Raw genomic sequence first — 23,497 nt, 5'->3', positions numbered from 1 at the left:
TTCGTGGACACGATCCTCGGTCCTCTCTATACCGCTGTTTCCTGGATCATCGTCCAGTTCCACTCGTTCTACAGTCTGATCTTCGACAAGGACAGTGGCGCGGCGTGGGGTCTGTCCATCGTCTCGCTGGTGGTACTGATCCGTATCTGCCTGATCCCGCTCTTCGTGAAGCAGATCAAGGCGACGCGGAACATGCAGGCGCTCCAGCCGAAGATGAAGGCGATCCAGGAGCGCTACAAGAGCGACAAGCAGCGCCAGTCCGAAGAGATGATGAAGCTCTACAAGGAGACGGGCACCAACCCGCTCTCGAGCTGTCTCCCGATTCTGGCCCAGTCGCCCTTCTTCATCTCGCTGTACCAGGTCCTGAACCACATCGCTCAGGGCAAGGTCGTCGGTGTCATCGACACGGACCTGCTGAACAGCGCGCGTAAGGCGCACATCTTCGGTGCTCCGCTGTCCGTGAAGTTCATGGACTCCGCGTCCAAGGTCGAGGCACTGGGCGCCACGCTGACCGACGTCCGGGTCGTCACGATCATCATGATCGTCCTGATGTCGCTGTCGCAGTTCTACACTCAGCGCCAGCTGATGACGAAGAACGTCGACCTCTCGGTGAAGACGCCGTTCATGCAGCAGCAGAAGATGCTGATGTACGTCTTCCCGATCATGTTCGCCGTCTTCGGCATCAACTTCCCGGTCGGTGTCCTCGTCTACTGGCTGACCACCAACGTGTGGACCCTGGGCCAGCAGATGTTCGTCATCCGCCGCAACCCGACCCCGGGCAGCATCGCCTTCAAGCAGCGCCAGGAGCGGCTGCGGGCCAAGGGCAAGCTCAAGGAGGACCCGGCGGAGGTCGAGGCGAAGAAGGCCGCCGAGGTCGCCCGCGCCAACCGGCAGCAGCCCAAGCGGCAGCCGAAGGCCAAGCGCCAGCTCGCGAGCACTCCGCAGGCCGAGGAGGCGTCCGGTGCCGAGGCGCAGAAGTCCTCGCCCTCGCTGGAGAAGCAGCAGCCCGGTGACGCCAAGCCCAAGCAGGGCGGCGGCTCCTCCCGCACCGCCAAGTCCGGGCAGCGCAAGGGCCCGCAGCGCCCCAAGCACCCGTCCAAGAAGTAATGAAGGAGTCCACCGTGACGGACACGCAGCGTCAGACCAGTGAGGTCGCCGCCGAGGGCACCGACACCATGTCCCGCCTGGAGCAGGAGGGCGAGATCGCGGCCGACTACCTCGAGGGTCTGCTGGACATCGCCGACCTCGACGGCGACATCGACATGGATGTCGAGGCCGACCGCGCTGCCGTGTCGATCATCAGCGACTCGACCAGCCGCGACCTCCAGAAGCTGGTCGGCCGCGACGGCGAGGTGCTGGAGGCGCTCCAGGAGCTCACCCGGCTGGCGGTGAACCGGGAGACCGGTGACCGCAGCCGCCTCATGCTCGACATCGCCGGCTTCCGGGCGCGCAAGCGCGAGGAGCTGGCGCAGGTGGGTGCCAAGGCCGCGGAAGAGGCCAAGAGCACCGGCGGGGCCGTCAAGCTCGACCCGATGACGCCCTTCGAGCGCAAGGTCGTCCACGACGCGGTGGCCGCCGCGGGGCTGCGCAGCGAGTCCGAGGGCGAGGAGCCGCAGCGCCGCGTGGTCGTCCTCCCGGCCTGATCTTTACCCTTCTCCATCCCACTTCCAGGTGGGTACGGCCCCGTCTGCTCGCAGGCGGGGCCGATCCTTGTCAGCCTGACATTCAGACTCTGACTCTCAGAGAGACGTCGTACGGAAGGACGGTTCCCCGTGGAAGAGGCAGCGGAGCTCCCCCCGGCGCCCCCGGAGGCGGAGGCGGTTTTCGGCGACCGCCTGCCAGAGGCCGTCCGGTACGCGGAACTGCTCGCGGACGCGGGCGTGCGGCGCGGACTGATCGGCCCCCGTGAGGTGCCGAGGCTCTGGGAGCGGCACCTGCTGAACTGCGCGGTGCTCTCCGAGGCCGTGCCCGACGGCGTCTCGGTGTGCGACGTGGGCTCCGGCGCCGGCCTCCCCGGCATCCCGCTGGCCCTGGTGCGCCCGGACCTCCAGATCACCCTGCTGGAGCCGCTGCTGCGGCGCACGACGTTCCTCCAGGAGGTCGTCGAACTGCTGGGTCTCGACCATGTGACGGTCGTCCGCGGCCGCGCCGAGGAGATGCTCGGCAAGGTGCAGCCCGTCCATGTGGTGACGGCCCGCGCGGTGGCCCCGCTGGACCGCCTCGCCGGCTGGGGTGTGCCGCTCCTGCGTCCGTACGGCGAGATGCTGGCCCTCAAGGGCGACACGGCAGAGGAGGAGCTCAAGGGCGCCCGCGCCGCGCTGAGCAAGCTCGGCGTCGTGCGTACCTCGGTGCTCCAGGTCGGCGAGGGCGTGGTGGACCCGATGTCCACCGTCGTCCGGGTCGAGGTCGGGGAGAGCCCCGGCGGTGTGCGCTTCGCGGCGAAGCGGGCCAAGGCGGCCCGGGTCGGCCGGGTCACGCGTCGACGGCGCTGACCCGCGGTTCCGCCGTCCGGCAGCCTGGCCGTGCTCCATACAAGCTGCCAAAACTACCCATTACGGAGTGTCGTGACACCGTAGCGGAGCGTCCGGTGCATCGTGTTTCACGTGAAACGTCGCTCCTTGCTGCTGGGAATCATCGGTCGTGGTCGCATGGAGGACACTCCGCGCGACCATCCGGCGTCCGGAAGCCCAGGTTCATCCACAGGCTCGGTGGATTCATCCACAGGAGAACGGGCCTCGCTGGTTCACGACCCCGAAAGCATGGCAGGCTCTGTCTACTGCGAGCCTGATGTCGAGGAGAGTGAATCCTTGCGGTCCGACGCCAATATCGCGGGGCCGATGGCCGACCCGGTCCCCGGTCCCCGTCCTGCCGACACCGAGCCAGGGATCGACCCCGGTCCCCTGGCCGCCGGTGAGGTCGTTTCACGTGAAACGCCACCGCCGCCGATGCCCCGGCCGGACCAGACCCGGGTGATGGTGGTCGCCAACCAGAAGGGCGGGGTGGGCAAGACCACCACGACCGTGAACCTGGCGGCATCGCTGGCGCTGCACGGCAACCGTGTGCTGGTCATCGACCTGGACCCCCAGGGCAACGCCTCGACGGCGCTGGGCATCGACCACCACGCCGATGTGCCGTCGATCTACGACGTTCTGATCGACAGCCGGAAGCTCTCCGACGTGGTGCAGCCGGTGCGCGACGTGGAAGGGCTCTTCTGCGCCCCGGCCACCATCGACCTGGCGGGCGCGGAGATCGAGCTGGTCTCCCTGGTGGCCCGTGAGAGCCGCCTCGACCGGGCGATCCAGGCGTACGAGCAGCCGCTGGACTACATCCTCATCGACTGCCCGCCCTCGCTCGGCCTGCTGACGGTCAACGCCCTCGTCGCCGGCGCGGAGGTGCTGATCCCGATCCAGTGCGAGTATTACGCGCTGGAGGGGCTGGGCCAGCTGCTGCGCAATGTCGAGCTGGTGAAGGGGCACCTCAACCCCAAGCTCCATATGTCGACGATCCTGCTGACGATGTACGACGGCCGTACCCGGCTGGCCTCCCAGGTGGCGGACGAGGTCCGCACCCACTTCGGCCACGAGGTGCTGCGCACCAGCATCCCCCGGTCGGTGCGTATCTCCGAGGCGCCCAGTTACGGGCAGACCGTTCTTACCTATGACCCGGGTTCCAGTGGGGCGCTGTCCTATCTGGAGGCGGCCCGGGAGATCGCGCTGCGGGGGGTCGGCGTGCGTTACGACGGCAGTAAGGCCCACGTGGTGGGCCGTCAACCACAGCAGGACCAGCACAGCATGTCGGAGGGGCTTCAGTGAGTGAGCGACGTAGAGGACTGGGCCGGGGGCTCGGTGCGCTGATTCCGGCGGCGCCGAAGACCCCGGACAGCGCGGGGGCGACCGTGGGGCCCGGCGCGACGTCGCCCAGCGCGGTGCCGGTGCTGACGGCCGAGCGCACCATGGCGGCGTCGAGGATGGCGTCCCTGTCCGTGGAGGACGTCGCCGTTTCACGTGAAACGGAAGCGGTGCCGTCCAAGGCGGCCGCGTCGGTGGGAGAGGGGGCCGTGGCCGGTGCTCACTTCGCCGAGCTGCCGCTGGACTCCATCACGCCCAACCCCCGTCAGCCCCGCGAGGTGTTCGACGAGGATGCCTTGGCCGAGCTGGTCACCTCCATCCGTGAGGTCGGACTGCTCCAGCCGGTGGTCGTACGGCAGCTGGGCCCCGAGCGCTACGAGCTCATCATGGGCGAGCGGCGTTGGCGGGCCTGCCGTGAGGCCGGGCTGGAGAGTATCCCGGCCATCATCCGGGCGACCGACGACGAGAAGCTGCTGCTCGACGCGCTGCTGGAGAACCTGCACCGTGCTCAGCTGAACCCCCTTGAGGAGGCGGCCGCTTACGACCAGCTGCTCAAGGACTTCAACTGCACCCACGACCAGCTGGCGGACCGGATCGGGCGGTCACGCCCGCAGGTCTCCAACACGCTGCGGCTGCTGAAGCTGTCACCCGCGGTGCAGCGTCGGGTCGCGGCCGGTGTGCTGTCCGCCGGGCATGCCCGTGCCCTGCTGTCCGTCGACGACTCCGCGGTGCAGGACGAGCTCGCCACTCGTATCGTCGCCCAGGGGCTGTCGGTGCGTGCGGTGGAAGAGATCGTGACCTTGATGAGGTCGGAGGCCCGGAGCTCGGCGAAGCCCAAGGGGCCGCGTGCCGGCGCTCGGGTCTCCCCGGCGCTCAACAGCCTGGCCACGCGGCTGTCGGACCGCTTCGAGACTCGGGTGAAGGTCGACCTCGGGCAGAAGAAGGGCAAGATCGTCGTCGAGTTCGCCTCGATGGAGGACCTTGAGCGGATCCTGGGCACGCTCGCCCCTGGTGAGGGCCGGGTGCTGGAGCAGAAGCTCGCGGCCCAGGACGAGGCGGACGCGGAGTAGGCCGGCGGGGCATCGTGACTTCGGGCGGGTTGTGTTTCACGTGGAACACAACCCGCCCTTTGCCTTCCTCCGCTTTTCGCTCAATCCCCGCCCGGATACGATGCGTTGGGTATGGCGCATCCACGTTGGACACAGTTCACGGAGGGCGGGTCCATGCGAACGGTGAGCCGGACCGGACTGGTGGCAACGGGCCTCGGCCTGGGGGCGATCGGCGGTTTCGTCGGAAGCCTCTTCAGGGAGCGCAGCGCGCTGAGCGCCGCCCGGGGGGTGGCCCACGACGGAAATGAGGATTTGGCTCCATGGGGCGTCGGCTCGTACCGCTCACGCTGGACAACCTCCCGGACCTCCCCAAGCGCTGTCGCTCCTGCGTCTTCTGGGAGTTGGACCCCGTCAGCGGCGAAGCCGCGCTGAGGGCGGGCCGCCCGGAACTGGAGAAGGAAGCCTGGATCTCGGCCGTCCTGCTGGAGTGGGGGTCCTGCGGCCGGGTGGTCTATGTCGACGAGGTGCCGGTTGGCTTCGTGCTCTACGCCCCGCCGGCCTATGTCCCACGCTCGGCGGCGTTCTCCACCAGCCCCGTTGCCGCGGACGCCGTGCAGTTGATGACCGCCTGGCTGGCACCGGCCTATCAGGGCCAGGGGCTGGGACGGACCATGGTGCAGACGGTCGCCAAGGATGTGCTCCGGCGCGGCTTCAAGGCGATCGAGGCGTTCGGCGACGCCCATTGGAAGGAACCGGCGTGTGTACTGCCGGCGGATCACCTGCTGGCGGTGGGCTTCAAGACCGTACGGCCGCACCCTCGGTATCCCCGGCTGCGGCTGGAACTGCGCACGGCGCTCTCCTGGAAGGAGGACGTCGAGCTGGCGCTGGACCGACTGCTCGGCGCGGTGCAGAAGGAGCCCGCTCTCCGGCCGCTGTAGCCGTCACAGTTGGCTGACATGCGAACGGGCCCGCTCCCCTTCGAGGGGCGGGCCCGTTTCACGTGAAACAGAGCTGCTGCTTACTTGGCACCGATGAACGGGTCCAGGTCGCGCTCAAGGGCGGCCTTGGGCTTGGCGCCGACGATGGTCTTGACGACCTCGCCACCCTGGTAGACGTTCAGCGTCGGGATCGACATGACGCCGTACTTGGCGGCGGTCGTCGGGTTCTGGTCGATGTTCAGCTTGACGATCTCGATCTGGTCGCCGTGCTCGGCGGCGATCGCCTCCAGGGACGGGGCGATCTGGCGGCACGGGCCGCACCACTCGGCCCAGAAGTCCACCAGGACGGGCTTGTCGCTCTTGAGAACGTCCTCGTCGAAGGACGCGTCGGTTACGGCCTTGAGAGCCACGGAGGTCTCCTCATCTTCTGCGGGTGGGGGGTGGGGGTCAGGCGGTCTTCTCGGGCTCCCGGACGCTCTCGCTGTCCGAGAGGGACGCGAGGTAGCGCTCGGCGTCGAGAGCGGAGGAGCAGCCGGTACCGGCGGCGGTGATCGCCTGGCGGTAGGTGTGGTCCACGACATCACCCGCGGCGAAGACGCCGGTCAGGTTGGTGCGCGTGGAGGGAGCGTCGACCTTGAGGTAGCCCTCGTCGTCCAGGTCGAGCTGGCCCTTGAACAGCTCGGTGCGCGGGTCGTGGCCGATCGCGATGAACAGACCGGTCACCGGCAGCTCGGAGGTCTCACCGGTCTTGAGGTTGCGCAGGGTCAGACCGGAGAGCTTGTTCTCGCCGTGGATCTCGGCGACCTCGCTGTCCCACACGAAGGAGATCTTCGGGTCCGCGAAAGCACGCTCCTGCATGGCCTTGCTGGCGCGGAGGGAGTCACGGCGGTGGACGACGGTGACGGACTTCGCGAACCGCGAGAGGAAGGTGGCCTCCTCCATCGCGGTGTCGCCGCCGCCGATCACGGCGATGTCCTGGTCCTTGAAGAAGAACCCGTCGCAGGTGGCGCACCAGGAGACGCCACGGCCGGAGAGCTCGTCCTCGCGCGGCAGGCCCAGCTTGCGGTGCTGGGAGCCGGTGGTGACGATGACGGCCTTGGCGCGGTGGACGGTGCCGGCGGAGTCCGTGACGGTCTTGATCTCGTCGCTCAGGTCAACCGAGATGACGTCGTCCGGGATCAGCTCGGCGCCGAAGCGCTCGGCCTGGGCCCGCATGTTGTCCATGAGGTCCGGGCCCATGATCCCCTCGCGGAAGCCGGGGAAGTTCTCCACGTCGGTGGTGTTCATCAGCGCACCGCCGGCGGTCACGGCGCCCTCGAAGACCAGCGGCTTCAGGGAGGCACGGGCGGTGTAGAGCGCGGCGGTGTAACCCGCGGGCCCGGAACCGATGATGATCACGTTGCGGACGTCGCTCACGGGAGTCTTCCTTGTCTGCCGACTGCTGTCTCGGGTCCTTGCGGGGTCTCACCCCACCCAACGGATCCTACGGGGCGAGCATTCCCGAGAGGCGCCGGCAGTGCTCAGGAGCCACTCAGTAGCGAGGCAAGGTCTGCTTCAGCAGGACCTTCCCGGGCGCCGTGGGAGTGGTGCCGACACAGGCCGACGCGACGACATAGGCATCGACGAGCGACGCGTCGGTGGGGTGCGGCATGACCACCAGATAAGCGCTCTCGCCCTTATAGCTGTCCGGCTGTGCGGCGAGGGAGGGTTCCGGGCGGCCGATGCCCTGTTGGACGCAGGCGGGGGCGTCGGCGCCGTTGTCGCGCAACATCGTCTCGGGAGCGTTCTCCGAGCTCTTGCCCCGGGGCTCCGTGGCCTTGAAGGACACCTTCAGCAGGTCGTGCACCCGGGTCTTGAGGTCACCCGAGGCGAGGGCGGCCGGGGACTGGCTCTCCTGCGCCTGGGGGCTGTGGTGGCCCTCACTGCCCTCGGACGGGAGGAAGAGGCTGCCCACTCCGAGCACGGCGGCGGCACACGCGGTGCCGAGGAGGACCCTGGGCCACCGTCGGGAGCGACCCGGGCGGGGCCTGCCGGGTGAAGGTGCCTGTCGGCCCGGCCCGGTCGCGGCGCGAGGGCGTGCGGCCGGGCGGTGGTCGCTGGTTTCACGTGAAACACGCTCGGGAGCGGGCGCCGCGGTTTCACGTGAAACGTGCCGCGAGGTCCGTGCCGCCGTTTCACGTGAAACGGGCTCAGGGGTGCTCGTTCCACGTGAAACCAGCGCGTCGTCGTCATCCATGACGGTCGCGGTGTGTGCGGTGGAGTCGAGGAGGGCCTCCGCGGCGAGGGCCGCGTCGATGCGTTCGGCGATGTCGTCGGGCATCCGGGTGGGACCGGGAAGGGTGCCCAGCAGGGTGCGGATCTCGTCCAGGGAGGTCCGGACATCCGCGCACAGCGGGCAGTCGGCCAAGTGCTCCCGCACGTCCGCCGACCGCGACGGCGACAGAGCGCCCTCGGCGAGCGCGGAGATCTCCGCGACCTCCGGGTGCTCATCCGTGCCGGTCGTCGAAGTCACGCTCGCCCACCTCCACCCTTCACTGGATCCGCGTCACTCTGTCCTGCCGGTGGTGGGACGGACGTCCCCTGCGACCGGTTCCTTCCCCCGTCGAGGGGCGGGCTACCCATGCCGTCGGCGCGCAGATGGGTGAGCATGGGCAGCAGCCTGGCCCGTCCTCGCGCGCATCTGCTCTTCACGGTGCCGATGGGCACGCCCAGCACCTCGGCCGCTTCGGCGACGGGATACCCCTGCATGTCGACCAGGACGAGGGCCGCGCGTTGGTCGGGTGGCAGGGTGGCCAGTGCCTGGAGCAGCTCGCGGTGCAGATCGCCGCGCTCCGCGGGCGCGGCCGCGGACTCATGGGGTTCGAGGAGTTGCTCGAGCCGCTCGGTCTCGGCGAGCGGTGCGGTGCGCCGGGAGGCGGCCTTGCGGGCCCGGTCCAGACAGGCGTTGACGGTGATGCGGTGCAGCCAGGTGGTGACGGCGGACTGGCCGCGGAAGGTGTGGGCGGCCCGGTAGGCGGAGACCAGCGCGTCCTGGACGGCGTCGGCGGCCTCTTCCCGGTCGCCGAGTGTGCGGAGCGCCACGGCCCAGAGGCGGTCCCGGTGGCGCCGCACTATTTCCGAGAAGGCGTCAGGATCGCCGTCCACGTGGCGGGCGAGGAGTTCGGCGTCGCTCGTGCCGTTGCGCGTGACGTCGTCCAACGTCGAGACCCTCCCCCCTGGGCTCGGAGTGGCTAGCTGCCGAGAACCTTGATCTCCTTGATGCCGCCTCGGTAGGCGCCGCCTCCAGGCTCCGGCGGCAGGTCGGTGATGTGGATCAGTACGTAGCGCGTCTTCACCGGCTTGCCGGCGTTCGCCTTCAGCTCGCCGCCGACCTGGTCGCTACCGATGATCTTCGTCGGGAAGTCGTCGAGCTGCGAGGGAGCGGATGCCGACGGGTCTGCGCCGAGCACCTCCACGGTCTGCCCCGCCGCGTACATGTTCACGTCGACGCCGGTGACACTCTTGACGCTGCCGAGGTCGACGACGATGCCGCTGCCCTCCGAGCGGTTGCCGAGATTCCCGAAGTTCGAGTGGCCGTAGAACGCCTTGGTGATCCAGGCGGTATTGGGGTCACCGTCGACGGCCAGGGCGGCTTTGGCTCCGGCCATGGGGCTGTCCTTGGGCGAGAACTCGGTCGCCTGCTGGATGGGCAGCTTCTTTATGGCCGGCTTCTTGTCGCTCTCGCTGTCGTCGGACGGCGCGTGGTTCCCGCCGCTGGAGGAGTCCCCCTCCTTGAGCAGCGTGTCCGCCAGCTGCCAGCTGCCCAGCCCCAGCGCCGCGATGAGCAGGGCGGAGACGCACCACTTCAGTGCCCTCCCCGTGCGGCTCTGGAGCGGGGGCGGCGGGGGCACCGGCGCGGGCTGCGCGGCCCGGCCGCCGCCGGCCGGCGGCCCTCCGTACGTGCCTTGCTGGTACGTCGTGCGGGGATAGCCGCTCGACGGCGTGGTGAAGGAGGGCTCCGGCGGCCGGATGCGCGGCATCGCGGCGACAGCCTTGGCCAGCTCCTCCGGCGTGGCGCACGGCTTTTCCTGTCGTGACGCGGTGGCCCCGTCGTTGACGAGCGCGCGCATCGCCAGCTCCGAGAGGCCCCGGTGGACCCCGGCCCGCACCTGGTCGGGGGCGATGAGGCCGGTGCCCTTGGGCAGGCCCGGCAGGCCGTACGCGTTGCTCTCGTAGGGCCAGCGCTGGGTCAGCGCGGCGTACAGCAGGGCGCCGATGGCCTCGGTGTCGGTGCGCTGGGGGTGGTCGGAGGAGATGCCGCGGAGGGCGGCCATGACGGCGAGGCCGCGGATGCGGTACTGCCCGGACTCGGTGCGCAGCACGGAGCCGGGGTGGAGCCGGAGGTGGGCGAGGCCCTCGCGGTGGGCCGCCGCCATGGCCTGGGAGACCTGGCTGACGAGCTGATAGGCGTCGTGCGGCTCCATGGGACCGGAGGCCAGCACGGAGCTGAGCTCGGTGGCGTCCGGCAGCCATTCGTGGACGACGTAGACGAGCTCGTTCTCCTCGACGGCGTCGAGGACCTGGACGAAGCGGGGGTCGCCGAGCAGGGCGGCGGAGCGGGCGGCGGCGAGCACCGGGCGGGCGCGCGGATGCTCGGCGGGGAGGATGTGGACGCCGACGGCGCGGCGGAGTTTCTCGTCGACCGCGCGCCAGCTGCTGAATCCCTCCAGACGGGTGACGCACTCCTCCAAGCGGTACCGCTTGGCGAGCTTGTGGCCGCTGTGGAGTTCGGGACTCTCGGCGTCGCGCGCGGTGCTCGGGGCTTCCGCGCGCGCGGTGTCCTTGTGCGTACCGGTCTTGATCGCGGCCTGCGCCCCGTCGGTCGTGGCCTTGTCCGCCTTGGCGGTCAGCGGCTTGCCGCCGCTGTTGTCTGCCACGTCGACGGCAGCTGTGCTCCGTTCCGCCACCGTCGTTCCTGCCTCCCCATCCGTTGCACGCTGTCCACAGCCAAGACAATTGTGCCCACAGTCCGGCGCTATGCACGACACGCGGCGGCGGGCGATGGTTGTGCTCCGGTCAGCGTCCGAGCCGTCCGCGGACCATACCGACCATGGCGGTCAGTTCCTCTACGCGCATCCGCTTGGCGGCGATATAGAAGACGCCGATCAGGATGAGACCGCCGCCGATCAGAGCCGCGAGCGAACCGGCAAATCCGTGACCGAGAACTTCACCGATGCCGTAGGCGACGGCCCCGCCGATGAGGGCGGCGGGGATGCACGCGCCGGCCAGGCGGGCGTAGGTGCGGATGACGTGGGAGCCGTCCAGGTCGCCGCCGAGGCGGGTACGCAGCCGGCGCCAGGCGACGACGACACCCACGGCGTAGGCCAGGCCGTACGAGGCGGCCATGCCGGCCACGGCCCAGCGGGCCGGCAGGACGACGAAGCTGAGGGCGGCACCGACCGCGTTGACGCCCGCGACGATCACGGTGTTGTAGAAGGGGGTGCGGGTGTCCTCGTAGGCGTAGAAACCGCGCAGGATCACGTACTGCGCGGAGTACGGGATGAGGCCGAGGCCGAAGGCCATCAGGATGAAGCCGATGTTCATGGCGCCGCCGGTGCCGGAGCTGGAGAACATCAGCGTGGCCATCGGCACGCCGAGCGCGAGGAACGCGAAGGCGCAGGGCACGATCGCGACGGCCGAGGTGCGCAGACCGTGGGAGAGGTCGTCGCGGACGGCCGCGACGTCGCCGTCGTGGGCGGCGCGGGAGATCCGGGGGAGGACCGCGGTCATCACCGAGACCGTGATGATGGCCTGCGGCATCTGCCAGAGCTGGAGCGCGAAGTTGTAGGCCGTGATGCCGGTGCCCTGGTGGTGCGCCTTCTCGGCGAGGGCGCCCGCGCGGGTGGCGAGCTGGGTGACGACGACCATGCCGAGCTGGTTGGCGAGGACGAAGAAGAACGTCCACTTGGCGAGACCCATGGCCTTGCCGAGGCCGTGGCCGCGCCAGTCGAACCGCAGCCGCAGCCGGAAGCCGGTCTCGCGGAGGTACGGGAACATCGCCAGCGCCTGCACCACGAGGCCGAGCAGGGTGCCGATGCCGAGCAGCCGCACGCCCTCGGAGGGGATGTTGGCCGCGCTGACGCCGCTTGTGTGGAAGCCGCCGTAGACCCAGATGAAGGCGCCGAAGGTGGCGATGACGACGACGTTGTTGAGGACCGGGGTCCACATCATGGCGCCGAACTTGCCGCGGGCGTTGAGGATCTGGCCCATGACGATGTGCACGCCCATGAAGAACATGGTGGGCAGGCAGTAGCGGGCGAACGCCACGGCGACGTCGAACTGGCCGGGGCTGTCGCCGTTGTCCGGCATCATCAGGCCGACCAGCAGCGGAGCCGCCAGGACACAGACGGTCGTGACCGCGCCCATGAGGACCACGACGAGGGTGAAGAGCCGGTTGGCGTACGCCTCGCCGCCGTCCTCGTCGTTCTTCATCGACCGCACGAGCTGCGGGATGAACACGGCGTTCAGCGCGCCGCCACCGACGAGGATGTAGATCATCGTCGGCAGGGTGTTGGCGACCTGGTAGCTGTCGTTGAGCGTGCCGACGCCGAGCGCCGCCGCCATCACGAGGTTGCGGGCGAAGCCCAGGATGCGGGAGACGAAGCTGCCCGCGGCCATCACCGCGCTCGACTTCAGCAGGCTCGCCGCCTTGCCGCCCTTCACCGGGGCCGACGGGGCCTCCGTCTCGGAGACGGACGCGGGCTCGGGCACCGGCGCCGGGGCCTGCGGGGCCGGGGCGGTGTACTGGCCGGGCGCCGGGACCGGCTGACCGGACGGGCGCTGCGGCTCGTACGGCTGCTGCTGGTCCCGGTACAGGTGCGCGAAGGCGTCCCGCTCCGGGCGGTCGTCGGGGGAGGCCGGCCCGGCGAGCCCGCCGATCCCCGGGAACTGCGTCGTGGGCTCGTCGCCGTACGGACGCGCGGGGGCGCCGGGCTGCTGCGGCTCGGGCGCCCACAGCAGGGGGTCCGGGCCCTGCTGCGGGGCGGACTGCTGCTGGTGGAGCGGGAAGGTGTTCTGGTACGTGCCGGGCGGCGGCGGGGGATGCGCGGCACGGTCGTAGAGCGCGTCGCTCACCGGGTCCTGGGCGGCCGGGTCGTGCTCGGGGTAGGGGTGCGCGGCGTACGCGTCCCGGAGATAGGGGTCCTGGGCGTACGGGCCCGGACGGGACGAGTCCGGGGCAGGCGGAGGCGGCGGGTACGGACCCCGCTGTTCACCGCCCGCGCCCTGCCCGCGGTCACCGTCGTACGGCGCGTTCATCGCTACCCCACCTCATCGTCCGCGGCCGGCCGGCCCCACTACACGTCAACGGTCCACTTTCTCACCTGCGCCGGATCGGTCAGTGCTTTCCGATCCGGTGTCCGGAGCCGGGTCGTCCGGCTGCTGGGGGCTGTCGTCGCCCGGACCGCCGGTCCCGGAGTCTCCCCCGTCCGCCGTCCCACCCGCGGCGGACCGCTTGCGCTGGATGTAGATGCGCAGGCCCGCGAGGACCAGAAGGAGTACGCCACCGGCGATGACGACCAGCACCATAGGGGTGATGGACGTGACATGCACAGTGAAGTAGATGGGGTCGCCGTAGGGCTGGCCGTCGTCCGTGTACAGCCGCGCCGTCACTTGGACGGGGCCGTTGGCATTGGCGTGCGTCTCGAACTTCACCGACTGGCTGTGTCCGCCGTCGATCTTGATCTGCTGGGCCTCGCCCACCTTGAGGCGGTTCGGCCGGCTGGATTCGAGGACGAGCCGGAGCCCGGAGATGCCCTGGAGGAGGCCGTTGCGCACTGTCACGGGGATCGTCGCGCTGCGCCCTGACAGGGTGGCGTCGGACTTCGGGATGAGCTGCACCTGGCGCTTGAGCTGGTCCAGATATGACTGCACGGCGTTGCGGAACTCCGCCGCACCGCGGCTGTCACCGCGCCAGGAGTTGGACATCTCCCGCATGATCGCGCTGCCGAACGGGGTGACCACCCGGTCCTGCGAGGTCAGGATCACCTTGAAGCTGTCCAGGGTCTCCTGGGTCTTCTGGATCTCCTCGAACGCGTCGGTGGACAGCTCCTGCTTGCGCAGCGACTCGGGGTACGCGCCCGGGCCCGGCACCTGCTGGTTGGCGGCCGGGTCGGGTTTGGCCTTGGCCGCGTCGCCGAGGTCGACGGGCTGCGTCCAGCGCCCGTCCGTCAGGCCGCCCAGGGCCGCCGCCATCGCCTGCGCCTGGCTCGTGGTGGGCATGCGCTGCGGAGCGACGACGATGCTGCGCTCGTCGTCCGGCGCCTGCTTGTTCACCAGCAGGCTCTGGGCCAGGAAGCGCTGCATGGCGAGCGAGGAGTCGTCGGCCCGGATCAGATCGCCCTGGAACGCGGTGGACATCCGGTCGTCCGCGACGACGGCCGTGTTGCCACCGCCGATCTGGCGGGCCGCGCTGGGGGTGTACGAGGCGCGGTTCTCGCGGAGGCTGTCGCTGCGGGCGATGACGTTGTGGGCGCCCGCGGAGGTGGCCACGTCGATGATCGAGGAGTCGACCGCGCCCTCGTAGGGCCAGGTGAAGTCCGTGCGCGGCTTCACACCGAGGATGGTGTCCACGGTGGTCGCGGCGAGCTCCGTGGCGGACTGCAGGTGGCTGAGGCTGCCCGGGACCTCCTTGCCGTGGTGCGCGAGCGACGCCAGGTCCGGGTCACCGAACGGCAGCGCCACCACCTGATCGCCGGCGACGGCTGTCTGGAGCTGGCTGAGCCACTGCTTGGCGACCAGCTGGCCCTTGCCCGGCGTGCTCTTACCGTCCGGGCCGTCGACCTTGTAGCTCTTGGTCATGGCCTCGACTGTGGCGAGCAGATCGGGGTCGATCACCCAGGTGATCGGCAGGTTCTTGCCCAGCGCCACCAGCTGCTGGAGCCGGCCGCCCGGCGCGAGGTCCGCGGCGAGGTCGTCGTTGGGGAAGATCGGCGTCTGCTGCTGGTCGGACTCCGTGCGGGCGGTCAGATGCGTCGCGGAGACCAGCGGCCACAGGAAGGTGAGCCGCGTCTTCTTGCCCTCTGTCGCGGACGGCTGCCAGGGGAGCAGGGTCCGCTGGATGCCCAGCACCCGCTCGTACGGCTGGCCGGAGGTCTGTCCGGAGAGGGAGACGCCCAGTTGATAGACGCCGTCCCCGCCGAGGTTCAGGTCCTTCGCGGGCAGCGAGACGCTGAATTCGCGGCTGACACCCGGAGCCAGCTTGTCGATCTTCTGCGTGTGGCCGCCGAGCTCGGGCCCGTCGGAGCCCTCCGAGAAGCCGGACCGGCCGCCGATGTCGTCGATGTCGCTGCGCCCGCTGACCTGCGGGCCCACCCGCAGGCCCACGTGGGCGTCGGTGACCGTGGAGCCGCCGTTGTTGGTGACCGTGCCCGAGACGGTGACCGTGTCGTTCTGCGTGGGCGCGACGGGCGTCAGGGAGCCGATGGAGACGTCGACCGTGCGGGAGCCGGCCGACTCGGCGTGGGCCCGCGGTGCCGCCGGGAGCTGCACCAGACCCATGAGCAGCAGCAGACCGACCAGCACCGTCGCGAGGTGCCGGGCCCACCGGCAGGCAGGAGCGGAGGTCGTCCCCTGGAACTCTGCCGCCTCGGCCACGCGCTCGCCCGTCCCTCGTCGTCGTCAGTGGTCGTCGGTTATGCGTCCACGAATGGTAACGAGGCCCGCTGTGGCGAAGTGCCGCGGTCCGCTCCGCAAGATCGCCACCGCGCCCGATGTCCCGGCTGCGCCCGCTTTGTGCTGACCGGCGCCATGCGCCCGTAACGAGGAGGCCCTCGGGCGTGTGGCCACGTACCCTGTTCTGTTGTGCCGAACGCCAACAATGACAGCCACCTCCAGTCGTCGACGAACGAGCTCAGCCACGTGCAGCGCCGTGCCGTGAGCGAGCTCCTGCGGGTCTCCCCCGTGGCCGACGACCTCGCCCGCCGATTCCAGGAGGCCGGGTTCACGCTTGCCCTGGTCGGCGGGTCGGTGCGGGACGCGCTGCTCGGCCGGCTCGGCAACGACCTGGACTTCACCACCGACGCCCGCCCCGATGACGTACTGAAGATCGTCCGGCCGTGGGCCGACGCGGTCTGGGAGGTCGGCATCGCCTTCGGGACCGTGGGATGCCGCAAGTCCGACTTCGACATCGAGGTCACGACATACCGGTCGGAAGCGTACGACCGCACCTCGCGCAAGCCGGAGGTCTCCTACGGCGACTCCATCGAGGACGACCTCGTCCGTCGTGACTTCACAGTCAACGCGATGGCCGTCGCGCTGCCTCAGAAGGAGTTCATCGACCCGCACAACGGCCTGGAGGACCTGGCCGCGCGGGTCCTGCGCACCCCCGGCACCCCGGAGGAGTCCTTCTCCGACGACCCGCTGCGCATGATGCGGGCCGCCCGCTTCGCCGCGCAGCTGGACTTCGAGGTCGCGCCCGAGGTCGTCACCGCGATGACGGAGATGTCCGGCCGCCTGGAGATCGTCTCCGCCGAGCGGGTCCGGGACGAGCTCAACAAGCTGATCCTCTCCGCCCACCCCCGCGAGGGCCTCAAGCTCCTCGTCGACACCGGCCTCGCCGACCTCGTCCTGCCGGAGCTCCCGGCGCTGCGCCTGGAGCGCGACGAGCACCACCGGCACAAGGACGTGTACGAGCACACGCTCATCGTCCTGGAGCAGGCCATCGACCTGGAGGCCCCGCGCGACGTGCCCGGGGGCGGCCCGGACCTGGTCCTGCGCCTGGCGGCGCTGCTGCACGACATCGGCAAGCCGCGGACCCGTCGCTTCGAGAAGGACGGCCGGGTCTCCTTCCACCACCACGAGGTGGTGGGCGCGAAGATGACCAAGGCCCGGATGACCAAGCTCAAGTATTCGAACGAGCTGGTGAAGGACGTCTCGAAGCTCGTCGAGCTCCACCTGCGCTTCCACGGCTACGGCACGGGCGAGTGGACCGACTCCGCCGTGCGCCGGTACGTCCGGGACGCGGGTCCGCTGCTGGAGCGGCTCCACAAGCTGACGCGCTCCGACTGCACGACGCGCAACAAGCGCAAGGCCAACGCTCTGTCGCGCGCGTACGACGGCCTGGAGGAGCGCATCGCGCGGCTCCAGGAGCAGGAAGAGCTGGACGCGATCCGTCCGGACCTGGACGGCAACGACATCATGGAGATCCTCGGCGTCGGCCCGGGCCCGCAGATCGGCAAGGCGTACAAGCACCTCCTGGAGCTGCGTCTGGAGAACGGCCCGATGGAGCGGGACGCTGCCGTCGCGGCTCTCAAGGAGTGGTGGGCCACGCAGGACTGAGGCCCGAGGCCGCTGTTTCACGTGAAACAGCGGCGAGTGGTGTCGCCGAGGGGCGGTGTTTCACGTGAAACACCGCCCCTTCGTCTGTCAGGAACGGCGGAGCCCCGCCAGGGCCGCGGCGACCGCGGCGTAGATCAGGGCCACGGTCACCACCAGCGCGGGCGACCTGCCATCGGGTGGCAGCATCAGGGCCGCCACGCCCGCGGCGCCGACGAAGGCCGTGTTGAAGAGGACGTCGTAGAGCGAGAAGACCCGCCCCCGGAAAGCGTCGTCGACCGATGACTGGACCACCGTGTCCGTGGCGATCTTCGCGCCCTGTGTGGTGAGGCCCAGGACGAAGGCGGCGATCAGCATGGGGCCGTGTTCGAAGGGGAGGCCGAGCGCGGGCTCCAGGACGGCCGCGGCCAGCGCGCAGACCAGCATCCAGCCGAGCCGCCCCAGCCGGCCCACGGCCCAGGGGGTGATGACCGCCGCCGCGAAGAACCCCGCCCCCGAGACCGCGACGGCGAGGCCGAGGAGGGCCAGCCCGTCGGACTCCGAGTCCGCCCACGCGTAGCGGCAGAGCATCAGGACGGTGACGGTCAGCGCGCCGTAGCAGAACCGCATCAGGGTCATCGCCGCGAGAGCGCGGGCGGCGGTGCGGCGCTCCGCGAGGTGCCGCAGTCCGGCGGCCAGCCCGCCGACGGTGGCCAGCAGCGTCGTGCGCAGCTCCGACCTGGGCGTGCGGACGTCCGGCCCCAGCAGGTCGACGGGCATGCTCAGGGAGCACAGGGCGGCGGCCAGATAGAGCAGCGCGCCGAAGAGGACGACCACGGCGTCGGAGCTCGTGCCCTCGGGGGCCACCAGGCGCACGATGAAGGCGAGCCCGCCGCCCGCGGTCGCCGCGAGCGTCCCGGCCGTCGGCGAGAGGGCATTGGCCATGACCAGGCGGTCCGGCGAGTCGACGACGCGGGGCAGGGAGGCGGAGAGCCCGGCGAGGACGAAGCGGTTGACGGCGGTGACCGACAGGGCGGAGGCGTAGAAGAGCCAGTCGGGGACGCGGGCGACGATGAGGATCGCGGTGCCGGTGGCCAGCGCCGTACGCAGCAGATTGCCGTGCAGCAGGACCTGGCGGCGGCGCCAGCGGTCCAGCAGCACGCCGGCGAACGGGCCGAGGAGCGAGTACGGCAGCAGCAGGACGGCCATGGCGGAGGCGATGGCGGCGGGGGATGCCTGTTTCTCGGGGGAGAAGACGACGTACGCGGCGAGCGCGACCTGGTAGACGCCGTCAGCCCCCTGCGACAGCAGTCGGACGGTCAGCAGGCGCCGGAAGTCCGGCAGTTGGAGCAGGACGTGCAGGTCGCGCACAACAGGCATGCGGCCCAGCCTCACACACCGCGTGGGCCCCCGGGTGCATTACCCGGGGGCCCACGATCACCGCGGTGGATCAGTCACCCGTGGTGCGTCAGGCACAGCCAGAGCGGGGTGCGGCGTCCCGCACGGCGCTCCGCGGCCTCTGTGCGCTGCTTCAGCGCTCGACCTCGCCCTTGATGAACTTCTCGACGTTCTCACGGGCCTCGTCGTCGAAGTACTGCACCGGCGGCGACTTCATGAAGTACGAGGAGGCGGAGAGGATCGGGCCGCCGATGCCGCGGTCCTTGGCGATCTTGGCGGCACGCACGGCGTCGATGATGACACCGGCGGAGTTCGGGGAGTCCCAGACCTCGAGCTTGTACTCCAGGTTCAGCGGGACGTCGCCGAACGCGCGGCCCTCGAGGCGGACGTAGGCCCACTTGCGGTCGTCCAGCCAGGCCACGTAGTCGGACGGGCCGATGTGGACGTTGTCCTCGCCCAGCTCGCGGTCGCGGATCTGGGAGGTGACGGCCTGCGTCTTGGAGATCTTCTTGGACTCCAGGCGCTCGCGCTCGAGCATGTTCTTGAAGTCCATGTTGCCGCCGACGTTCAGCTGCATCGTGCGGTCCAGGATGACGCCCCGGTCCTCGAAGAGCTTCGCCATCACGCGGTGCGTGATCGTGGCGCCGACCTGCGACTTGATGTCGTCACCGACGATCGGGACGCCCGCCTCGGTGAACTTATCCGCCCACTCCTTGGTGCCGGCGATGAAGACCGGCAGGGCGTTGACGAAGGCGACCTTGGCGTCGATGGCGCACTGCGCGTAGAATTTCGCGGCGACCTCGGAGCCCACCGGGAGGTAGCAGACGAGGACGTCGACCTGCTTGTCCTTGAGGGTCTGGACGATGTCGACCGGGGCCTCGGCGGACTCCTCGATGGTCTGGCGGTAGTACTTGCCCAGGCCGTCGTGGGTGTGGCCACGCTGGACGGCGATGCCGGTGGCCGGCACGTCGCAGATCTTGATGGTGTTGTTCTCGCTGGCGCCGATGGCGTCGGCGAGGTCGAGGCCGACCTTCTTCGCGTCGACGTCGAAAGCGGCCACGAACTCCACATCACGCACGTGGTAGTCGCCGAACTGCACGTGCATCAGACCCGGCACGCGGCCGTTCGGGTCGGCGTCCTTGTAGTACTCGACGCCCTGCACCAGCGAGGCGGCGCAGTTGCCCACGCCGACGATGGCTACGCGAACCGAACCCATTCCGGTTGCTCCCTGTTTGTACTCGACAAAGCCCTGCGGAGTGCAGAGCTCACTTGGCAGTGGGATCGGACGGATCGGTCCGGGAACTCCCCCGGTCCCGGTGCGTGCCGCCCGTATCTCCTGATGTGTCCTGCGGAGTGCCGCCCCGGCGCATGTCGCGCCCGGACCGCTCGCTCTCGATCAGCTCGTTCAGCCAGCGGACCTCGCGCTCCACCGACTCCATGCCGTGCCGCTGGAGCTCGAGGGTGTAGTCGTCCAGCCGCTCGCGGGTACGGGCCAGGGAGGCGCGCATCTTCTCCAGGCGCTCCTCCAGCCGGCTGCGGCGGCCTTCCAGCACCCGCATCCGTACGTCCCGCGAGGTCTGCCCGAAGAACGCGAAGCGGGCGGCGAAGTGCTCGTCCTCCCAGGCGTCCGGGCCGGTGTGGGCGAGCAGCTCCTCGAAGTGCTCCTTGCCCTCGGCCGTCAGCCGGTAGACGATCTTCGCCCGCCGCCCGGCGAGGGACGCCGCGCGGGCGTCCTCCGGGGCGCTGCCCGGTTCCTCGATCAACCAACCGTTGGCGACGAGAGTCTTCAGGCAGGGGTAGAGGCTGCCATAGCTGAACGCCCTGAACACCCCGAGTGAGGTGTTGAGGCGTTTCCGCAGTTCATAGCCGTGCATCGGGGACTCGCGGAGCAGGCCGAGGATGGCGAACTCGAGGATGCCGGAGCGTCTGCTCATATGTCGCCTCCTTGGTCCCTTAGGTCCCTTATGCCGAGCTGATGTATCGACTCGATACATCCAGACGATAGAACGAGCATCCTGATGCGACAAGAGGGGGCGCGGTGAACGAGGTCACATCACCGATTCGTGGGACACAACCTGCCTGAATTGGAGTGAACATCCGCAGTGGGAGCGATTTGACCGTGCGTAGTCTGTGCGCCATGCAGACCACCGGGAACCGAGTGACTTCGTCAGGCGTCCTCGTCCCGGATGCAGTGCGCCCGGTTGCGCAGGGGGGCTACCGGACAGCGCATCGGGGGGAAAGCAAGCCACCTGCCGCTTCCAGGCGATCGTGCCTGCCCGAGGAGTAGTCGTTCGATGAGCGAGCACCGCCGCAAGCCGCCGCAGCCTCAGGGCGGCGGACGAGCCGCGGCCAGGCGCGCGGCCCAGCCGACGTCCGGCCGCCGTGCCGCACCACCAAGCAGTTCCGCCGCGCCGGGTACCGGTCGCGGTGAAGGCTCCCAGTACGGCAGCCGTGCCGAGGCCCGCCGCGCGAACCAGCGCGGTGGCGGAGGCGGCGGTGGAGGCGGGGGCGGGGGCGGCGGGCGCAGACGCCCGGGAGCCCCGGGCCCCGCGGGCGGCGGCCGAGGCCGCAGGGACGGCGGCCGGCCGGGGAAGAAGCGCTTCATCGACTATCCCCGGGCGGGCAAGACGGGCGTGCGGCGCTGGCTGCCGTCCTGGAAGCTGGTCCTGGGCGCGTGCTTCACCTTCGTCGCGCTCATCCTCGGCACCGTGGGCATCGCGCTCGCGGTGGTGCAGGTGCCGAGCGAGCAGAAGGCGGCGGCCGTCCAGAAGAACGTCTATTACTGGGCGGACGGCAAGCAGATGGTCGTCGCGGGCGGTGGTGCCCTCAACCGCCAGATCGTGCCGATCTCCAAGATCCCCAAGTCCATGCAGGACGCGGTGATCTCCGCCGAGAACGCCAGTTTCCGCAAGGACTGGGGCGTCGACCCGATGGGCATCCTGCGCGCGGTCGTCAAGATGGCGCAGGGCGGTGAGGTCCAGAGTGGCTCCACGATCACCCAGCAGTTCGTGAAGAACACCTATCTCAGCCAGGAGCAGACGCTCAAGCGCAAGGCCACCGAGCTGCTGATCTCCATAAAGGTCGGAGCCACCAAGGACAAGGACTCGATCCTCGCGGGCTATCTCAACACCGCTTATTACGGGCGTGGTGCCTATGGCATCCAGGCCGCGGCGCGGGCGTATTTCGACACGGACTGCACCCAGCTCACGCCCAGCCAGAGCGCCTATCTCGCGGCGACGCTGAACGGCCCGAACCTCTACGACCCTTATGGCGGTCAAGGCCCGGCGGCGACGCCCGAGAAGAACCTCAAGAGGGCCTCGGACCGGTGGAAGTGGACCCTGGACCGTGAGGTCCAGGTCGGCCACATGGAGGCCGCCGAGCGCGATGACTGGGTGAAGAAGGGCTTCCCGAAGCCGCAGCCGCCCAAGCCCGCGACCAACCGGGCCGGCCAGATCGGCTATCTCACCGATCTCGCCGACAACTACATCGTCGCCCACTCCGGGATCAGCAAGAGCCAGCTGGACCGCGGTGGATATCAGATCCACACGACCTTCGACCGCGACAAGGTCGCCTATCTCTCCAAGGCCGTCGAGGACGTCCGCAAGGCCAATATCAAGCCCGATGTGCGGGACGTCGACAAATACGTCCAGTTCGGCGGGGCCTCCGTGGACCCGAAGACCGGCAAGATCGTCGCCATTTACGGTGGCGAGAACGCGCTGGAGCACTACACCAACAACGCCGACTACACCGGTGTGCAGGTCGGTTCGACCTTCAAGCCGTTCGTGCTCGCGGCCGCGATGACGCACGGCAAGCGGGACCCTTCGCTGGGCCCGACACAGGACGACAGTCAGCGCACTCTCGTCTCGCCGGAGAGCGTCTACAACGGCAACAACAAGCTGACGCTCAGGACGTACGACGGCAAGATCTGGCACGACGACACCGACGGCAGCGAATGGCACCAGCCGAACGACGGTGACGAGGACAAGGGACCCATCTCCCTCCGCACCGCCATGCAGTTCTCGGTGAACACGCCGTACATCCAGCTCGGTATGGACGTCGGCACCGACCTGGTCAAGGAAGCGGCCCTGAAGGCGGGCCTGGACAAGGACCAGCTCGCCTCGACGACCCCGACCTTCTCCCTGGGCACCTCGGCGCCGAGCGCCATCCGCCTCGCGGGCGCCTACGCGACCTTCGCGGCCAGTGGAAAGCAGATCGATCCGTATTCGGTCGAGAAGGTCGAGAAGGACGGAAAGCCGGTCTTCGCGCACGAGGTGTCCAGCAAGCTGGCCTTCGATCCGAATGTCGCCAACAACGTCACCGATGTGCTGAAGACCGTCGTCGAGGCGGGTACCGGTACGTCGGCGCAGCTCGGCGACCGTCCGGTGGCGGGCAAGACGGGTACGACCGACGGCAACCGCTCGGCGTGGTTCGCGGGTTACACCCCGCAGCTGTCCACCTCGATCGGTATGTACCGCGTCGACCCCAATGCCAAGAAGCAGGAATTTCTTTCCATGCGTGGCGTGGGCGGCAAGGAGACCATTCACGGTGCGTCGTTCCCGGCGGACATCTGGGCCGACTACATGGGCAAGGCGCTGAAGGGCCAGCCCGTCGAGCAGTTCGATCCGGCGAAGCCGATCGGTCAGAAGGTCTTCGGGGACGGTGCGATGCCCTCGCCCAGCGCGGTCCCGTCCACGACCCCCTCGGCGACCCCGTCGCAGACCCCGTCGGCGACCCCGTCGAAGCCCGCCTCGCCCAGCCCGTCGGCCAGCAAGCCCTGCTCGCCGTTCGACCGCCACTGCCCGCCCGGGGGCCACAACGGCGGGACCGACGGCGGTCCGGGTGGTGGACCGGGCGGCATCGGCGGGCCCGGTGGCTACCCCGGTGAGTCGCCGTCCGCGGAGCCCAGCTACGGGCGACCTGGTGGGCTGTTCGCCGGAATGCGTGGCTGACCAGCTCAAACACAAGGCCGAGA

The 23,497-nt window shown here is 69.7% G+C and carries 18 protein-coding genes; 8 read left to right on the top strand and 10 right to left on the bottom strand.

Annotation, left to right across the window (positions count from 1 at the left end; all coding sequences use genetic code 11):
• The first annotated feature begins 3 nt into the window (after window positions 1-3).
• The 6 genes from yidC (at window position 4) to AB0435_RS00570 (ending at window position 5,835) form a co-directional block, all read left to right on the top strand.
• Entirely contained in the window at window positions 4-1,107 is a 1,104-nt protein-coding gene (gene yidC / locus AB0435_RS00595) for a membrane protein insertase YidC (protein WP_366002146.1), read from the top strand.
• Between the two features lie 68 nt (window positions 1,108-1,175).
• The gene (locus AB0435_RS00590) at window positions 1,176-1,643 is read left to right on the top strand and encodes a R3H domain-containing nucleic acid-binding protein (protein WP_366425905.1); all 468 of its coding nucleotides are present in this window, start codon (window positions 1,176-1,178) and stop codon (window positions 1,641-1,643) included.
• 129 nt (window positions 1,644-1,772) lie between these two features.
• On the top strand, window positions 1,773-2,492 hold the full coding sequence (gene rsmG, locus AB0435_RS00585) for a 16S rRNA (guanine(527)-N(7))-methyltransferase RsmG (protein WP_366002147.1): 720 nt from the start codon (window positions 1,773-1,775) through the stop codon (window positions 2,490-2,492).
• A 267-nt stretch (window positions 2,493-2,759) separates the two neighbouring features.
• Complete coding sequence (locus AB0435_RS00580) at window positions 2,760-3,812, top strand: ParA family protein (RefSeq protein WP_366425844.1); 1,053 nt, start codon at window positions 2,760-2,762, stop codon at window positions 3,810-3,812.
• The gene (locus tag AB0435_RS00575; protein WP_366002149.1) at window positions 3,809-4,918 is read left to right on the top strand and encodes a ParB/RepB/Spo0J family partition protein; all 1,110 of its coding nucleotides are present in this window, start codon (window positions 3,809-3,811) and stop codon (window positions 4,916-4,918) included. The genes AB0435_RS00580 and AB0435_RS00575 overlap by 4 nt, the downstream gene beginning before the upstream one ends.
• 299 nt (window positions 4,919-5,217) lie before the next feature.
• Window positions 5,218-5,835, top strand: a complete 618-nt coding sequence (locus AB0435_RS00570; protein WP_366002150.1) for a GNAT family N-acetyltransferase — start codon at window positions 5,218-5,220, stop codon at window positions 5,833-5,835.
• A gap of 80 nt (window positions 5,836-5,915) precedes the next feature.
• Here the strand turns inward: AB0435_RS00570 and trxA are convergent, their stop codons facing one another.
• The 7 genes from trxA to AB0435_RS00535 form a co-directional block, all read right to left on the bottom strand.
• Window positions 5,916-6,245 (bottom strand): thioredoxin, encoded by a 330-nt coding sequence (trxA, locus tag AB0435_RS00565; RefSeq protein ID WP_366002151.1) that lies wholly within the window; start codon window positions 6,243-6,245, stop codon window positions 5,916-5,918.
• A 37-nt stretch (window positions 6,246-6,282) separates the two neighbouring features.
• Complete coding sequence (gene trxB / locus AB0435_RS00560; RefSeq protein ID WP_366002152.1) at window positions 6,283-7,251, bottom strand: thioredoxin-disulfide reductase; 969 nt, start codon at window positions 7,249-7,251, stop codon at window positions 6,283-6,285.
• 115 nt (window positions 7,252-7,366) lie between these two features.
• On the bottom strand, window positions 7,367-8,347 hold the full coding sequence (locus AB0435_RS00555) for an anti-sigma factor (RefSeq protein ID WP_366425843.1): 981 nt from the start codon (window positions 8,345-8,347) through the stop codon (window positions 7,367-7,369).
• Window positions 8,344-9,033: an RNA polymerase sigma factor SigM gene (sigM, locus tag AB0435_RS00550; protein ID WP_366002154.1), complete on the bottom strand. Its 690-nt coding sequence runs from the start codon at window positions 9,031-9,033 to the stop codon at window positions 8,344-8,346. Before sigM ends, AB0435_RS00555 begins: the two co-directional genes overlap by 4 nt.
• 32 nt (window positions 9,034-9,065) lie before the next feature.
• Window positions 9,066-10,781, bottom strand: a complete 1,716-nt coding sequence (locus tag AB0435_RS00545) for a protein kinase family protein (RefSeq protein ID WP_366425842.1) — start codon at window positions 10,779-10,781, stop codon at window positions 9,066-9,068.
• A 109-nt stretch (window positions 10,782-10,890) separates the two neighbouring features.
• Window positions 10,891-13,131, bottom strand: coding sequence for a murein biosynthesis integral membrane protein MurJ (murJ, locus tag AB0435_RS00540; protein ID WP_366002156.1), 2,241 nt, complete (start codon window positions 13,129-13,131; stop codon window positions 10,891-10,893).
• A 45-nt stretch (window positions 13,132-13,176) separates the two neighbouring features.
• Window positions 13,177-15,468, bottom strand: coding sequence for a DUF6049 family protein (locus tag AB0435_RS00535; RefSeq protein ID WP_366002157.1), 2,292 nt, complete (start codon window positions 15,466-15,468; stop codon window positions 13,177-13,179).
• Window positions 15,469-15,675: 207 nt separating this feature from the next.
• Here AB0435_RS00535 and AB0435_RS00530 point away from each other — a divergent pair, with 207 nt between their 5' ends.
• Entirely contained in the window at window positions 15,676-17,151 is a 1,476-nt protein-coding gene (locus AB0435_RS00530) for a CCA tRNA nucleotidyltransferase (RefSeq protein WP_366002158.1), read from the top strand.
• An 87-nt stretch (window positions 17,152-17,238) separates the two neighbouring features.
• Here the strand turns inward: AB0435_RS00530 and AB0435_RS00525 are convergent, their stop codons facing one another.
• The 3 genes from AB0435_RS00525 to AB0435_RS00515 form a co-directional block, all read right to left on the bottom strand.
• Window positions 17,239-18,507 carry an MFS transporter gene (locus tag AB0435_RS00525; protein WP_366002159.1) on the bottom strand — a complete coding sequence of 423 codons (1,269 nt, stop codon included), beginning with the start codon at window positions 18,505-18,507 and terminating at the stop codon, window positions 17,239-17,241.
• Between the two features lie 151 nt (window positions 18,508-18,658).
• The gene (locus AB0435_RS00520) at window positions 18,659-19,741 is read right to left on the bottom strand and encodes an inositol-3-phosphate synthase (RefSeq protein ID WP_366425841.1); all 1,083 of its coding nucleotides are present in this window, start codon (window positions 19,739-19,741) and stop codon (window positions 18,659-18,661) included.
• A gap of 49 nt (window positions 19,742-19,790) precedes the next feature.
• The gene (locus AB0435_RS00515) at window positions 19,791-20,459 is read right to left on the bottom strand and encodes a helix-turn-helix transcriptional regulator (RefSeq protein ID WP_366002161.1); all 669 of its coding nucleotides are present in this window, start codon (window positions 20,457-20,459) and stop codon (window positions 19,791-19,793) included.
• Window positions 20,460-20,819: 360 nt separating this feature from the next.
• Between AB0435_RS00515 and AB0435_RS00510 the strand changes: the two genes are divergently transcribed.
• Window positions 20,820-23,474, top strand: coding sequence for a transglycosylase domain-containing protein (locus tag AB0435_RS00510; RefSeq protein ID WP_366425840.1), 2,655 nt, complete (start codon window positions 20,820-20,822; stop codon window positions 23,472-23,474).
• The last annotated feature ends 23 nt before the right edge of the window (window positions 23,475-23,497 follow it).

Source organism: Streptomyces sp. NPDC051173 (assembly GCF_040689515.1).
Taxonomy (GTDB): Bacteria; Actinomycetota; Actinomycetes; order Streptomycetales; family Streptomycetaceae; genus Streptomyces.
The sequence above is the reverse complement of the archived record's forward strand: the minus strand, read 5'-3'. Positions and strand labels throughout refer to the sequence as shown.